This is a genomic window from Desulfotignum balticum DSM 7044, from assembly GCF_000421285.1.
Taxonomy (GTDB): domain Bacteria; phylum Desulfobacterota; class Desulfobacteria; order Desulfobacterales; family Desulfobacteraceae; genus Desulfotignum; species Desulfotignum balticum.
This window is the reverse complement of the sequence record NZ_ATWO01000001.1, coordinates 3,868,628-3,883,002: the sequence shown is the minus strand read 5'-3', so window position 1 is coordinate 3,883,002 and position 14,375 is coordinate 3,868,628. Positions and strand designations below refer to the sequence as shown.

Annotated in this window: 13 protein-coding genes; 3 read left to right on the top strand and 10 right to left on the bottom strand. The window is 51.8% G+C overall.

Annotated features, from left to right (window positions below; genetic code table 11):
* Positions 1–5: 5 nt before the first annotated feature.
* From epmA to lpxC, 10 genes are all read right to left on the bottom strand, one after another.
* On the bottom strand, positions 6–917 hold the full coding sequence (epmA, locus tag K365_RS0119475; RefSeq protein ID WP_024335920.1) for an EF-P lysine aminoacylase EpmA: 912 nt from the start codon (positions 915–917) through the stop codon (positions 6–8).
* Positions 918–929: 12 nt separating this feature from the next.
* Positions 930–2,240 carry a histone deacetylase family protein gene (locus K365_RS0119470; RefSeq protein WP_024335919.1) on the bottom strand — a complete coding sequence of 437 codons (1,311 nt, stop codon included), beginning with the start codon at positions 2,238–2,240 and terminating at the stop codon, positions 930–932.
* Positions 2,241–2,251: 11 nt separating this feature from the next.
* Positions 2,252–3,925, bottom strand: coding sequence for a hydantoinase/oxoprolinase family protein (locus K365_RS0119465; RefSeq protein WP_006967432.1), 1,674 nt, complete (start codon positions 3,923–3,925; stop codon positions 2,252–2,254).
* A gap of 136 nt (positions 3,926–4,061) precedes the next feature.
* Positions 4,062–4,961, bottom strand: a complete 900-nt coding sequence (locus K365_RS0119460) for a selenium metabolism-associated LysR family transcriptional regulator (RefSeq protein WP_024335918.1) — start codon at positions 4,959–4,961, stop codon at positions 4,062–4,064.
* A 3-nt stretch (positions 4,962–4,964) separates the two neighbouring features.
* The gene (gene coaD / locus K365_RS0119455; protein ID WP_006967436.1) at positions 4,965–5,513 is read right to left on the bottom strand and encodes a pantetheine-phosphate adenylyltransferase; all 549 of its coding nucleotides are present in this window, start codon (positions 5,511–5,513) and stop codon (positions 4,965–4,967) included.
* Positions 5,510–6,073, bottom strand: coding sequence for a 16S rRNA (guanine(966)-N(2))-methyltransferase RsmD (rsmD, locus tag K365_RS0119450; RefSeq protein WP_024335917.1), 564 nt, complete (start codon positions 6,071–6,073; stop codon positions 5,510–5,512). The genes coaD and rsmD overlap by 4 nt, the downstream gene beginning before the upstream one ends.
* Positions 6,074–6,085: 12 nt before the next feature.
* The gene (locus K365_RS0119445) at positions 6,086–7,432 is read right to left on the bottom strand and encodes a sigma-54-dependent transcriptional regulator (RefSeq protein WP_006967439.1); all 1,347 of its coding nucleotides are present in this window, start codon (positions 7,430–7,432) and stop codon (positions 6,086–6,088) included.
* A 31-nt stretch (positions 7,433–7,463) separates the two neighbouring features.
* Positions 7,464–9,683 (bottom strand): sensor histidine kinase, encoded by a 2,220-nt coding sequence (locus tag K365_RS0119440; protein ID WP_006967440.1) that lies wholly within the window; start codon positions 9,681–9,683, stop codon positions 7,464–7,466.
* A 17-nt stretch (positions 9,684–9,700) separates the two neighbouring features.
* Positions 9,701–10,297: a DUF4390 domain-containing protein gene (locus tag K365_RS0119435; protein WP_006967442.1), complete on the bottom strand. Its 597-nt coding sequence runs from the start codon at positions 10,295–10,297 to the stop codon at positions 9,701–9,703.
* Entirely contained in the window at positions 10,294–11,181 is an 888-nt protein-coding gene (lpxC, locus tag K365_RS0119430; protein ID WP_006967444.1) for a UDP-3-O-acyl-N-acetylglucosamine deacetylase, read from the bottom strand. The genes K365_RS0119435 and lpxC overlap by 4 nt, the downstream gene beginning before the upstream one ends.
* 171 nt (positions 11,182–11,352) lie before the next feature.
* Here lpxC and K365_RS0119425 point away from each other — a divergent pair, with 171 nt between their 5' ends.
* From K365_RS0119425 to K365_RS0119415, 3 genes are all read left to right on the top strand, one after another.
* Complete coding sequence (locus K365_RS0119425) at positions 11,353–12,900, top strand: YifB family Mg chelatase-like AAA ATPase (RefSeq protein WP_024335916.1); 1,548 nt, start codon at positions 11,353–11,355, stop codon at positions 12,898–12,900.
* Positions 12,901–12,906: 6 nt separating this feature from the next.
* A complete protein-coding gene (locus K365_RS0119420) occupies positions 12,907–13,830 on the top strand; it encodes an Hsp33 family molecular chaperone HslO (protein ID WP_006965481.1) in 924 nt (307 codons plus the stop codon).
* Positions 13,831–14,059: 229 nt separating this feature from the next.
* Complete coding sequence (locus K365_RS0119415; RefSeq protein WP_006965482.1) at positions 14,060–14,359, top strand: hypothetical protein; 300 nt, start codon at positions 14,060–14,062, stop codon at positions 14,357–14,359.
* Positions 14,360–14,375: the final 16 nt, after the last annotated feature.

Sequence of the window (14,375 nt, the reverse complement as noted above, 5' to 3'; positions counted from 1 at the left end):
CCTGCTCAGCAGGATTCAGGGGTAAACGCCACCACCTCGTCGATGGACGGGGCATCGGCAAACAGCATCACCAGCCGGTCCACGCCTAAAGCAATGCCGGCACAGGAAGGCATTTCTTTCAGTTCGGACAAAAATCTGTCGGGCATCGGCAGGGGCGGCATGCCAACGCTCTGCCGGATCCGGTTTTGTTCTTTAAACCGGTCCCGCTGGACGTCGGCATCGGTCAGTTCCGTAAACCCGTTGGCCAGTTCAATACCAGCCATGTAGAATTCGCATCTTTGGGCCAGGCCGGGATTGTCCGGATGCAGGGCCGCCAGACTGGCCAGGGATTTGGGATAATCCATGAGAAAAACCGGCTGGTTTCGGCCCAGCCCGGGTTCGATCTCAAATCCCATGATGTCATCGAACCGACCGTCGGCCAGGGCCTGGTCACAGGATATACCGGTATGGGTTTCAAATGCCCGGTGCACACTCAACCGCTGAAACGGCCGGGCCAGATCCAGGGTCTCCCCCTGATAGCACAACCGGCCGGCCATGCCCAGTTTCCGGGCAATATACTGCACCAGAGACTGGCACTGGTCCATGAGATCCAGGTAGGTATCCCCGGCCCCATACCATTCCAGCAGGGTCATCTCGGGCAGGTGAAATCGGCCTCGCTCGTTTTTTCTGAAACATTTGCAGATCTGGAAAATTTTCGGATATCCCCTGGCCAGCAGCCGTTTCATATACAGCTCCGGAGAGGCCATCAGAAAATGGGTTTCGGACAGGATCGGATCGATATGGGCTTCCGGAATAACGGCCGGGCTCCGGACGGGTGTTTCCACTTCCAGATATTGATGGTCATGGAAAAACCGGCGGATCAACCGGATCACCCGGGCCCGGGTCTCAAGATTTCGGCCCTGAAGACATCGGGACATGGCGTGTGCGGCCTATTTGATGTGGTAATTGCCTTTGGGCCGGTCCATCAGAAAAACATGGTGATATTTATTTTCCACAGCTTTGTCGAAAAATTCATATCCTTTTTCAATACAGGCGGGACAGGCGTTGATGGGAATGTGGACACCCAGGATGTGAAACCCCGGGGTGGCCTGGGAGTCGATTTCAAAACAGCCGCCGCAGTCTTTGCAGATCCGGACCCGTTCCTTCTGGCGTTCGAAAATATTGTCGGTATCATAGAAGATCTCTTTGTGGCGGATCTGGATCTCTCCGGGTTTCCCTGCATCCTCCCGCATCTGAAACCGCTGGGACCAGTATTTGTTGATCTGTGCCGTGGTTTTCTTGATTTTATCGGTAATGCTCACGGACTGCTTGAGTTTTTCCGGGTTGTAGTCCGGTTCCACCACCCCGGTATAGTCAATGCCGGCCATGGCCAGGATGATGCCTAAATTGACATAGGGCAATGCGCCTTCAATGGCATATCCGCCTTCCAGCACGGCAATATCGGGTTTGAGCAGGGTCGTGAGCTCGGCATACCCCTGGGCGCAGAAGTTCATGTTGGTCAATGGATCTGTGTAATGGTTGTCCTGACCGGCGGAGTTGATCACCAGATCCGGTTTGAATTCATTGAGCACCGGCAGCACGCAGTGGTTGATCACATACAGGTATCCTTCAGTGGAGGTGCCCGGCGGCAGAGGAATGTTCAGGTTGCTGCCCTTGGCATTGGGACCTCCCAGTTCTCCGGGAAAGCCCGTGCCCGGAAACATGGTCCGGCCGTCCTGGTGCAGGGAGATGAACAGCACATCCGGATCATGCCAGAAAATGTTGTCCGTGCCGTCCCCGTGGTGGCAGTCGGTGTCCACGATGGCAATGCGCTTGACCCCATAGCGGCTCCGGATGTATTCCACCATGATGGCTTCGATGTTGATGTGGCAGAACCCACGGCCCCCGTGGGAGACCCGCATGGAATGATGTCCCGGCGGCCGGATCAGGGCGAATCCGTTTTTGACTTCCTTGTTCATGACGGCATCGGCAATCACCTTGGCCCCGCCCGCGCTGATGAGATGGGATTCCGTGGTGATGGCCGCTTCATCCGGGACGCAGAACTGGGCCCGCCGGATATCTTCGGCCGTGGCCAGCATGGGCTTGTATTCAATGATCCCCGGAATGTCAAAGATTCCTTCTTCGGTCACCTGATCCTGGGTGTATAACAGCCGCTCTTCCCGTTCCGGATGGGTGGGATCGATGGCCCAGTCAAAGGCGGGGAAAAATACCAGTCCGGTTTTATGCAAAGCTTTTAACATGGAATCCCTCTTCAATGTAAGACCGTTTCATAGCCTTTGATCAGGCCGGGTTTGAGTTGCATTTTGGTGCGGAAGATCTTTCCCCGGGGTGAAAAATTCCGGATGATATTGAATTTCTGGAATTCCACCACTTCCACCTCTTCCAGGTTTTCAGGATCAGCCCCGGAATTGATGGCTTTTTCCTTAAGCAGGGTGTAGGCGGTTTCCATGAGATCATCTTCTGAAAAGGTTTTGGAGATGGGCTCGGCAAAATCTTCTTCATGGGCCGTGACAATGCCTTGTTCCGTGTCCGCGTACAAAGAGACTTCACAGGTGGTCCGGGCCAGGGCCGCGCCCACGGCATTGGCCACGGGTGAGTTGGGAACGGCCAGGGTATCGATCTGATAGAGGTCTTCGATTTTTTGGGCGAAGAACGGGGCCGGTCCCCCCAGAACCAGGATTTTCTGCGGGCTCAGTTTATAGCCTTCCAGAAAATCGTGCACGGTATACACGGGCTGGGAATTGATCTGATCGATCATTTCAAAGGTTTTTTTCAAGATGATGGTACAGCAGGTTTTAAATATCTTTTCAGCAGCCTCTTCAATCGAAAGGCCCAGTTGCCGGGCAATGGTTTCAATTCCGGCGGTTGCCTTTTCCCGGTCCCCGGTATCCATGACGTTCAACACCACCATGGCGTCTGTGGGCGTGGGCAAAGGGCCTCCGAACGCCATGGCCGGTCCCTGGCGGTCCGGTCCGATGGTCAGATTGCCGTCCTTGACACGCAAGGTGCTGTCACCGCCGATCCCTTTGGAATCGGTGCGCAGAGACCGGATCAGGCTTTTGTAACTGCCCCGCTGAATCCCCACGGGTTCAAGCAATGGGGCTTTGTCCACCAGAAACGCAATGTCCGTGGTGGTCCCGCCGATATCCAGCACAATGGCATCCTGTCCCTCCGGGGCGTAGGGAATGGCCCCCATGATGCTGGCAGCCGGACCGGACAACACGGTTTGTCCGGGAAAGTGCATGGATGCCTCCAGGCTCATGGTGCCCCCATCCGCTTTTAAAATCTGGATGGGAACGGTCAACCCTTTTTCAGTCAGACTTTTTTTCACGGCCTCGAAAAACGATTTATGAAGGGAAAACACGGCAGCGTTCAGATGGGTGGTGGCGATCCGCCGGGGAAAGTTCAGGTTGCCGGATACATGGTGGCCTAAAAAGATTTTTTTAAAATATTTGTTGAGCATCCGTTTGATCAGAATTTCATGGGACGGGTTTCTGACGCAGAATTTACTGACCACGCCCACATATTCAATCCCGGCATCCACCATTTTTTTGGCGATATCCTGAATCTGCATCTCATTGACCGAAGCTTTTTCCCGTCCCCGGTGGTTGATGGATCCGGACACGGCATAATAATGCTCTCCCGTGCGGAAAAATTCCGGATCAATGCCGGGACCGGCCGACACAATCATCCCCACCGGCTCCATGGTCTGCTGGATGATGGCGTTGGTGGTCAAGGTGGTGGAAATGACCGCACGCTCAATCTGAGAGGGATCAATGGATTCAAGCAGCTGAGTGAACCCCGAAAGAACCGTACTGAAAAGATCCGCATGGTTTGTGGTAACCTTGACACTTTTTTCAACACCCTGGTTGCTCAAAAGAACCGCATATGTGTGAGTGCCGCCAACATCCAAACCTATTATCATGGCGTAATCCTGTGTCTAAAAGATTGAGTTCTGATCCTCATCCAACCAAAACATATCGCGGAAAAGCTTCTCAGAAAAATAAAGGGTTGTCAATGACCTTTTTCCCGGGTGAATTTCCAAAGTGATTCCATATGGATCAGGTTTTTGATAATTGTTGTTTGGCAAAAGTGATGAATTTTTGGCAGACAGGGGATTGGGTCCGATTTTTTGCCAGAGTCAGGTAGAAAAACCGGTTCAGCGGCAGATTGTTCACTGAAAGCGCTGCCAGCCGCCCTGCGGCAATATCGTCTGCCACGGCTGCCGTGGAAAGAATGGAAATTCCCACCTTGTTGACAATCCCCTGAATCACGGAAATGCTGGATCCCATGGTCATTTTGACGTTCAGTTGTTTGGGGTCAAACCCCGCCTCGGTGATGGTTTTACTGATGGATTGCCAGGTACCGGAACCGGGTTCTCTGGCGATGAAAGGTTCGTCGGCCAGTTCACAAAAATCGATGGCAGACCGGTGGGCCCATGAATGATCCGCCGGTATGATGAGTTTCATTTCGTCCGCCAGAAGCGTTTCCTGGGCAATGGCCGTATCCCGGGTTCGAGCCCCCACCACGCCTAAGTCCACCCGGCCGTTTTTGACATCTTCGATAATTTGATGGGTATCACCGCTGACAAGGCGGACCGATACATCCGGAAATGCTTTGAAAAAAGGCCCCATCAGTCCGGGCAGCACATATCCGGCCGGGATGGTGCTGCCGCCGATGATCAAAGGGCCTTTGGTGCAACCCATAAAATCCTGCAAAGCCGATTCCGTGGTGTCCTTGAGTGCCAGCATCTTCTGGGCATGATCAAACAGAATCCAGCCGGCCCGGGTGGGTTCTGTTCTTTTTCCCAGCCGGTCCAGAAGCCGGCATTGAAAATATTTTTCCAGTTCCTTGATATGGCTGGACACCGTGGGCTGAGACAGGTGGATGATGTCGGACGCTTTTGAAAAGCTCTGTTCCTTGACCACGGTGACAAATATTTTAAGCTGCCAGAGATCCATGACCTATCGGGAGTCCTTTTTTTCGGCCTGTGGGTGGCCGGGGGGTTCTTTCCTGGGGAATTTTTCCAGAAGTTTCAGTTTGACGGGTTCCGGGACCATATCGGAAATATCGGCCCCGAACTGGGCCGCTTCCTTGATGATGGAAGAAGAGGTGAAAATCCATCGGAATCCGGTCATCAGAAACACGGACTGCACATCTTTGTGCAGCTTTCGGTTCATCAGCGCCATCTGGAATTCGTTTTCAAAATCAGAGATGGCCCGCATGCCCCGGATGATCGCCACGGCATGTTTCATTCTGGCATAGTCCACCAGCAGCCCGTCAAAGGCATCCACTTTCAACGCGGCGTTGCCGTTAAAACTCTGCTGCATCATTTCCAGGCGCTCTTCAATGGAAAACAGGTATTTTTTGGTGGGGTTTCTGAGGATGGCCACAATCACTTCATCAAAAATTTCCAGGGCCCGCTGGATCACATCCATATGTCCATTGGTCAAAGGATCGAATGATCCGGGGTAAATGGCGATTCTGTTTTGGGGAAGCCGTTTTTTTTTCATGCAATATCCTGCGTTCTGGTTAAAAATGAAATCGTGGTTCTTGAGTATTTTTTTTGCCGGAAAATGTCAAGCCCGTTCAAAGAAGACGGCAGCATTTCATGGGCAGCGTGTTCGGCAACGATAATCCCGTTTTCAGACAAAAAAGAAGCCGGGTTTTTCTGTTCAAGGGTTTTTAACACATATCCGTTGTCATAGGGGGGGTCCAGAAAAATCAGGTCAAACTGTCGGCAGACAATGGCGGCATGGGTCCCGGGAGAAAACAGATCTTGGCGGACCACGGTGGCCTGTGCCGGGAATCCGCATCGATTAATATTTTGCCGGATAATATCGCAGGCAGTCTCAGACCGGTCCACAAAAACGGTATGGGCCGCCCCCCGGCTTAACGCCTCCAGGCCTAAGGCCCCGGTGCCGGCAAACAGATCCAGCACCTGGGCGTGTCTGACCTTCGGACCTAAGATGTTGAACAGTGTCTCTTTGATCCGGTCCGATGTGGGACGGATATCCGGGCCTTTGAGGGGGGTGAGTTTTCTGCCTCGGCAGATGCCGCTGATAATTCTCATGATGGAAATGAATCAGGTCAGTTTCTTTTTGATATAACGGGTGCTGGTGCCCAGGGTTTTGGCGGCCAGGGTAATATCTCCATCCACCTGGGCCACCTTGTGCCGGACATATTCTTTTTCAAAAGCGGTTCGGGCCTGTTCCAGATTGTCCGGGGCAAACAGCTCCCCCGGACTGTTTGCGGCATCGATCGTGTCCCCGGAGTGGTATGGGTGCGGCAGGTGCGTCACATCGATGAGATCTTCCTGAACCATGATGGACAACCGTTCCATCAGATTTTTCAGTTCCCGGACATTTCCCGGCCAGGCATAGCGGACCAGCAGATCCAGGGCCGGTTTGGACATGGTTTTTTTAGGCGTTGCAGACTGCCCGGCCAGTTTATCCAGAAATGTATCCACCAGCATGGGGATATCCTGGTTTCTTTCCCGCAGCGGCGGCACATGGATGGGGATGACATTCAACCGGAAATACAGCTCCTGTCTGAAACGGCCCTTTTCAATCTCTGTGGTGAGATCCTTGTTGGTGGACGCGATGATCCGGACATCCATATGAAGGACCCGGCTGCTGCCGATACGTTGAAAGGTCTTGGATTCCAGTGCCCTCAGAATCTTTGCCTGGGTGTTGATGTTCATGTCACCGATTTCATCCAGAAACAGGGTCCCGCCGGCTGCCAGTTCGAATTTGCCCATATTTTTGGAGGCGGCATGGCCTAATGCCCCTTTTTCATGGCCGAACAGTTCGCTGTCTAAAGTTTCTTCCGGAATGGCCGCGCAATTGATGATAATAAAAGGTTCTTCCGGCCGCCGGCTGAACTGATGAATGGTTCGGGCCACCATTTCTTTGCCCGTCCCGTTCTCACCCGTGATCAGGATGGCCGCGTCCGTAGGCGCGGCGGCCATGATTTCCCGGTGCAGGGCTTGAACGGCCGGACTGGTACCGGTAATTGAATTTTTTTCAATGGTTTTTTTCCGCAGATACAGGTTTTCTTCTTCCAGTTTTCTGAAATTCAAGGCATTGTTGATGGTAACCATGACTTTGTCGATGGACAAAGGTTTTTCCAGAAAATCATAGGCCCCGGACTTGGTGGCTTCCACTGCGGATTCAATGGAACCGTGGCCGGTAATCATCACCACCGGGATATTGGGAAATTTCTGTTTGATCTCCCGCAACGTTTCAATGCCGTCCATCCCCGGCATCCAGATATCGAGCAGCACGATATCCGGGGATTCGGTTTCGATTTTCTTCAGGGCCTCATATCCGTTAAAGGCATGGATGACCTCAAACCCGTCATCGGACAGGATTCCTGATAAGGATTCGATGATAGTGATTTCGTCATCAACGATCAGAACAGCCGGATACATGATATTGGGTTCCTTTCTTTACACTGGTTATTCAGGCCAAAGGCAGCTCAATGATAAATTTTGCGCCTGTCGGCTGGTTGTCCTGAACCCGGATCACCCCGTTATGGTCTGAAATAATGGAATTGACAATGGCAAGCCCCAGGCCCATGCCGGATTTTTTGGTGGAAAAATAGGGTTCAAACATTTTGGTTTTCTCCATATCGGTAATTCCTTTGCCATCGTCTGCAATTTCGATCCGGACCATTTTTAAGATCGGATCAAAAGAGACATCAATGACAATGGTGCCTTGTTTGTTCATGGCGGATACGGCATTGTCGATCAGGTTGATAAATGCCTGTTTCATGTGCTGGTGATCCAGTTTCAAATACGGCAGGTTATCGTCGAACCGGGTATCAATCGTGATATTTTCCAGCCCTTCCCTGTACAGGTCAATGGTTTCTAAAATAATGTTTTCGATTCTTGCCCGGGTGAAATTCACATCCGGGAATTTGGCAAAGGTGGAAAACTGGTTGACCAGATTCCGGATCAGATCCACATGGGTGACAATGGTATCGGCACAACTGTCAAACACGTCGTCATTGATTTCTTTGCTGTACCGGCGTTTGAGCCGCTGGGCCGACAGTTTGATGGGGGTCAGCGGATTTTTCACTTCATGGGCAATGCGCCGGGCCACTTCCCGCCAGGCCGCCATGCGCTGGGCTTTTTCCAGTTCCGTGACATCATCAAATACCAGCACAGCACCGATATTTTTTCCCGTATCATCTTTTAAAATGCTGTAATGCAGGGAAAAATGCTTGGGTGTTCCGGAAATGGCGGCGGAAACCGGTATCTGGATATACTGCTGCCTGGAGGCGGTGCTTTGTTCATACAGTTTTTCCGCCATCAGAAGATATTCTCCGGTCAGCACCTGCCTGAAATTGCGCCCCGTGATATGCGCGCCTTTGATGGCCAGCATGGATTCAGCCGCTTTGTTGATGGTGGTGATGACACCGGTACTGTCGATGGAAACGACTCCTGCGGAAATATTTTTCAAAACGATTTCCATATACTGCCGGCTTTTTTCCAGTTCCGCATTCTGCTGTCTGAGCATTTCCCGGGAGAGTGCAATCTGTTCCCTGCCGGCGGCCAGCTGGGTGGTCATGGAATTGAACGATTTGATCAGGGTACCCAGTTCATCATCGGTTTGAAAATCAATTTTGTAGTTCAGATCCCCTGCCGTGATCCGGCGGGTGCCTTCGGCAAATTTCATGATGGGAACCGTGATGGATTTGGCCAGCTGGAATCCGAACCAGATGGCGCAGAAAATGACCAGCAGGGCCACAATGGACAGCGCGATGTAGTATGCCATCTGGGCCGGCCGTTTGGTCAGTTTCAGCTGATGATATTCTTCCATGCCGCTGAGAATGGCGGTCAGGTCTTCAGACAGGGTTTTGGAAATCAGCGTGGTGACCACGATGAACCCTTCGGCTTTGTCCAAAGACACGTTAAACGGAATCGTGGAAATTGTTCGTAAAAATTCTCCCTGGTCAAAAGTCTGGTAAATGGTGGTACTGGCCCGGTCCGGAGGGATTTTTTTGAGTTCAGCCGTGGTGAGAATCCCGAAATACAGATGCTCCAGTTCATTGGCCAGAGACAGGCTGACCCGTTTGGCATCCGGCGTATAGATTTCCACGGCATGCCGGTTGAACGCCCGCTGCACCACCTGCACATATCGTCTCAGTTCATTGTGGTTTTCATTTTTCAACAATTTTCTGGAGTCGATCTGAAAAGCGGCCCGCTTGGCAAAAAAAACGTCTTTTTCTTCAATATACGCATACAGCTGCTGCCCGACGTCCAGCGAGCTTTCCAGGGTTTGTTCCACGGGCGCGTTGAACCAGAAGGCAATGGAGTTGGAAATAAACTGGATGGAAAAGAAAAACAACACCGTGGTGGGAACCAGGGCGAGAATGACAAAGGATGTCACCAGGCGGGTTTTGAGTTTGGAACCAAATACGTTTTTTTTCTTTTCATAGTACAGTTTGGCCAGGTTCCGGAACACCAGAAGAAACAGGGTTAGCAGCAGCAGCAAATTGATGTTGATGAGAATGAACATCACCACGGTGCTGGATAAAGAGATTTCAGAACCCAGTGAGGTGATGCTGGTTTCAACCAGTGTGAGAACGGCCACGGCAGCCAGAATTATGAAAATGAAAACAAATTCTTTTTTACGCCTGGATTTTTTTTGCCCGGCCTGTTCTGAAGCATTTGTCATGGGTGAATTTAAAAAGGCTAATAAGTAAAATTGATGACGTACCAGTCGGTTTCAACATCCCAGAAAGACACGAAATAAAAAACATAGCGCAGTGCAAAGGGAAGGGTCACACGGGTTAGTTGAGATTTGATCCGGATCTGATATTTTTCACCTTTTACCAGGTCCGTCAGCGGGGCAACGACCAGGTTGTCGATTCGGGTCATCCAGTCTCTGGCTTCATCAAAGGATTCTGTCACAAGCGGTTTTTTTTCTTTCCAGGGCTGTGACACGGTATATTCCTGTTTTAAAGAATTGTATTTAATGGTGGACTGGATATCGATTTCAGTGATTTTTTTATCCAGCCAGGATCCGCCGGTCTTATACAAAGAAATATGAAACAAAAAAGGGGTGAGAATGCCGTTTTCAATCCGCTGGATGATTTTCGGCGAAAATGCGTTTTCCACCTCAAAATAGATGAGCAGGTCATCCCGGGTATTGGCCAGTTTGATATCCGTTAAAACCGGATGGTCTTTGTCCTTTGCCAGGGTGAGGGCCGGTGTCAGAAACTGCACCAGAAAAATGCCGGTCAGAAACAGACAGATCCATGTTTTATGGGGCAAACGTGTGATATTCATACGCAGGTCTGCCCCCGGGATACGGGTCCGGTTTCCCAGGCATCTTTGGTGTCCAGCAGTTTTTGAATAAACATGTGATTCAAGGTGTGACCTGATTTGTGGGAAATGATATGTCCCTGTATGGGCATTCCCAATAAAGCAAAATCACCCAGACTGTCCAGCAGCTTGTGCCGGACAAATTCATCCGGGTACCGCAGTCCTTCTGAATTTAAAATCCGATCCTTGTCGATCACAATGGCATTGTCCAGACTGCCGCCCTTGCCCAGGCTGAATCTTTTGAGCAACTCCAGGTCCTGGATGAATCCAAAGGTTCTGGCATGGCTGATTTCTTTTTCAAAATCATTCTGGATCCGATCAAAAGTGATGCGCTGTCTGCCGATGAGCGAATGGTCAAATTCAATGGAACAGGTGATTTTAAACCCCGGGGCCGGCCGCACTTCCACAAATTTGTCATCCTCCTGAATTCGGATGGGGCTTTTAATGATCATGACATGTCTGGGCAGATCCTGGGGCACGATACCGGCCGCAGCAAATGCCCGGGTGAACTCTTTCGCGCTGCCGTCCATGATGGGCATTTCGTATTCATCCATTTCCACCAGGGCATTGTCGATCCCAAGACCCGCAAAGCTGGCCATGAGATGTTCAATGGTGGAGACAATGGCCCCGTTGACGCCCAAAACCGTGGCCAGACTGGTATCCACCACCCGTTTGAACAGGGCCGGAATATCCTGGGTTCCGGGCAGATCCACCCGTCTAAACTTGATCCCGTGATTTTCTCTGGCCGGTTTGACCATGATATGATTTTTTTTTCCTGAATGAACCCCTGTTCCGGACAGGGCCACGTTTTTTGCCAGGGTCTGCTGCCTGAACGTTGTATGCTTCATATATATTTTGACTGTGTTAGTTTAACATTTTAATGTGAAAGTTCTTAAGTTTATACTTGATTTTAATATATATGGCAAAACAAATAAGAATTTTCTTTGGTTCAAGGGTAAATTCTGGTAAACACAAAAAATATAAAATAAACCCGCGTGCAACATTCTGAAGGGGATCCCGTGATTGCTAAAACAAGTTCCTGTTCCATTAACGGCATTGATGCCTTTGTGGTGGATGTGGAGGCCGATATTTCCATGGGACTGCCCGTGTTCCAGATCGTCGGCCTGGCCGAAGCTTCGGTCCGGGAGAGCAAGGAACGGGTCCGGGCTGCGGTGAACAATTCCGGGTACAGTTTTCCCATGGACCGGGTGATCGTGAATCTGGCACCGGCGGATGTGCAGAAAACCGGCTCCGGGCTGGACCTGCCCGTGGCCATGGCTGTTCTCGGGGCCTCGGGACTGGTCCCGCCCGATGGGATGGCATCATATCTGCTGTCCGGAGAATTGTCGCTGGACGGCCGGATCAAACCCGTGCGCGGGATTCTGCCCGTGGCGCTCACGGCCCGGGAAAAAGGATTCAAAGGGTTGCTGGTGCCGGCGGACAATGCCGAAGAAGCCGGCATGGTGGACGGTCTTGATATCCTGCCCGTCTCCCGGTTGTCCCAGGTGGTTGAATATTTTTCCGGACATGAGAACATCGTTCCGTTTGTCCGGGATGACCGTCATGCGCCTCAGTCTGCTTTACTGGACGGGATCGGGGATCTGTCCGATGTCCAGGGCCAGTCCCATGCCAAACGGGCGTTAGAGATCGCTGCGGCCGGCAGCCATCATTTTCTGATGACCGGCCCCCCCGGATCCGGCAAGAGCATGCTGGCCAAACGGTTGACCGCGATTCTGCCTGCGTTGACCTTTGAAGAGATTCTGGAAGTGGCCCGGGTATATTCCGTGGTGGGCGGGCTGGAAATCTGGAAAAAAGAATCCGGACAACGGCCGTTTCGATCGCCCCATCATACCATTTCAGATGCCGGCATGGTGGGCGGCGGTTCCCGGCCCATGCCCGGAGAGATCAGCCTGGCTCATCACGGGGTGCTGTTCATGGATGAACTGCCCGAGTTTAAACGAAACGTGCTGGAGGTGCTGCGGCAGCCGTTGGAAGACGGCCGGGTGACCATTGCAAGGGCCGGCATCAAAGCGGTATTTCCCTGTCAGTTCATGCTGGTGGCCGCCATGAATCCCTGCCCGTGCGGTTATCTGTCGGAACCCGGCAATACCTGTACATGCAGTTTTTCCCAGATCCAGGCTTATCGATCCCGGATTTCCGGTCCTTTGATGGACCGGATGGATATCCAGGTGGCGGTTCCCAGGGTGTCTTTTGCCTCCCTGGTTTCCCGGAAGAAATCCGAGGACTCCGCCAGTGTGAGGGAGAGGGTGATGCCGGCCCGGCGCATTCAGATCGAACGGTTCAAGTCCGTTTCCATTTTCTGCAATGCCCGCATGGGTACCCGGGAAATCCAAAAATACTGCCGTCTGGATGCTAACGGGCAGCGGTTGCTGGCCCGTGCGTCAGACACCTTGATGCTTTCGGCCCGGGCCGTTCATTCCATTCTTAAAGTGGCCCGCACCATCGCGGATCTGGACCAATCTGCAGATATCCGGACCGGACATGTGGCGGAAGCGGTTCAGTACCGGGGGTTTGACAGAGAAAACAATTCAACGCTAAATGGATGATTCAAGATGATTAAAAAAGATATTTTCAAGCAAGATGTCAAAGCCCGGTTTAAAGCGGCCGCCAAAGACCGGGTACACCGCTTTGTCATGGCAGATAACAAAATCAAGGGCGCCATGGTGCATGCCACGCTCATGGTGAATGAAATGCGGGCCAGTCATGAACTGGGACCTGTGGAAACCCTGATTCTGGGGCAGGCATATATTGCCGGGGCCCTGCTGAGTACCACCCTCAAAGGGGAAGACCGCATCAGCCTGAGCATCGAGTGTTCAGGGCCCATCAAAGGATTGGACGTGGAAGCCAATGGGTATGGAGAAGTCAGGGGATTTTTGAAAACCCCGGAAATCGTTGCTTCAGATTCAGCCCATACCCAATCGTTGTCTGCTTTGTTCGGGGCGGGATTTCTGACCGTGACCAAATATCTGGAAGATGCCAGACACCCTTATTCCAGCCGGGTTCACCTGGCACACGGCACCATTGCCCAAGACCTGGCCGCGTATTTTCTGGAGTCGGAACAGATTCCCACGGGACTGAACTTAAGTGTGGTGTTTGATGAAAATCAGGCCGTGACCGGTGCCGGGGGGATTTTTCTCCAGGGCATGCCCGGAGCGGATTTACAATCGCTGGATATTGCGGAACAGATCCTTGGGCAGATGGATCCCCCGGGCCAGACGCTGGCCCGGGGAAAATCAGTGGAAAATGTGGTGATGGAGACATTTGCCCCCTTGTCTCCCCGGCTGCTGGACCAGACCCGGGTATCGTTTTTCTGCCGGTGTTCCCGGGAACGCATGCAGGGGTATCTGAAAAATCTGTCCCCGGATGTCCGGACCGATATTCTGGAAAACGGTCCCTTTCCTCTGGAGATCCGCTGCCATTACTGTCATTCCGTGTATCATTTCACCCAAAAGGCCCTTTCCCGGGTCCTGGGTTGATTCTGATGCAGATCACGGAAAGGGGCAGACCCTGTCAACATACCGGGAACGGATCGGTCCTGTCGGTCCTCCCCGCAAATAAAATATTTGCAGAAACAAGAGTTTTCCTTGCAAAGCAGCACGGTTATAATATAAATATTTGATAGTGTGAAATAGCCATATGACGGCTATATTCAAGCTAAATATTAAAATGGCCATCCAACAACCGATACGATAAGAGGTGTTACCCATGTGTAATCATTGCCACGAACATACGCACACGCATGCCCCTGAAATTGTTCAGCTCATGCCGATCACCCACCCGCTGTTCGCCGTATATCAATCATCCCCGCCGCCGGCATTTGCCAGTGAAAAAGGAAAAAACAACATCAGCCTGGTGCCCGTGCTGTTCATGGGGCTGATCCGGCACGGGGAAAAAAGCATGGTGGAAGGTTTTTTTGCTTCAGGAACGATTCAGTCGTGTGAAGATATTGACGGGTTCAAGGGATATGCCGCTTCCCTTGACGTCGCTGAAAAACTGTATGCGTAACATTCACGCTTAAACC

Bases quoted from the DNA above. Each gene is read 5' to 3' on its own strand.
- epmA (WP_024335920.1), bottom strand. From the start codon at position 917: ATGTCCCGATGTCTTCAGGGCCGAAATCTTGAGACCCGGGCCCGGGTG.
- K365_RS0119470 (WP_024335919.1), bottom strand. From the start codon at position 2,240: ATGTTAAAAGCTTTGCATAAAACCGGACTGGTATTTTTCCCCGCCTTT.
- K365_RS0119465 (WP_006967432.1), bottom strand. From the start codon at position 3,925: ATGATAATAGGTTTGGATGTTGGCGGCACTCACACATATGCGGTTCTT.
- K365_RS0119460 (WP_024335918.1), bottom strand. From the start codon at position 4,961: ATGGATCTCTGGCAGCTTAAAATATTTGTCACCGTGGTCAAGGAACAG.
- coaD (WP_006967436.1), bottom strand. From the start codon at position 5,513: ATGAAAAAAAAACGGCTTCCCCAAAACAGAATCGCCATTTACCCCGGA.
- rsmD (WP_024335917.1), bottom strand. From the start codon at position 6,073: ATGAGAATTATCAGCGGCATCTGCCGAGGCAGAAAACTCACCCCCCTC.
- K365_RS0119445 (WP_006967439.1), bottom strand. From the start codon at position 7,432: ATGTATCCGGCTGTTCTGATCGTTGATGACGAAATCACTATCATCGAA.
- K365_RS0119440 (WP_006967440.1), bottom strand. From the start codon at position 9,683: ATGACAAATGCTTCAGAACAGGCCGGGCAAAAAAAATCCAGGCGTAAA.
- K365_RS0119435 (WP_006967442.1), bottom strand. From the start codon at position 10,297: ATGAATATCACACGTTTGCCCCATAAAACATGGATCTGTCTGTTTCTG.
- lpxC (WP_006967444.1), bottom strand. From the start codon at position 11,181: ATGAAGCATACAACGTTCAGGCAGCAGACCCTGGCAAAAAACGTGGCC.
- K365_RS0119420 (WP_006965481.1), top strand. From the start codon at position 12,907: ATGATTAAAAAAGATATTTTCAAGCAAGATGTCAAAGCCCGGTTTAAA.
- K365_RS0119415 (WP_006965482.1), top strand. From the start codon at position 14,060: ATGTGTAATCATTGCCACGAACATACGCACACGCATGCCCCTGAAATT.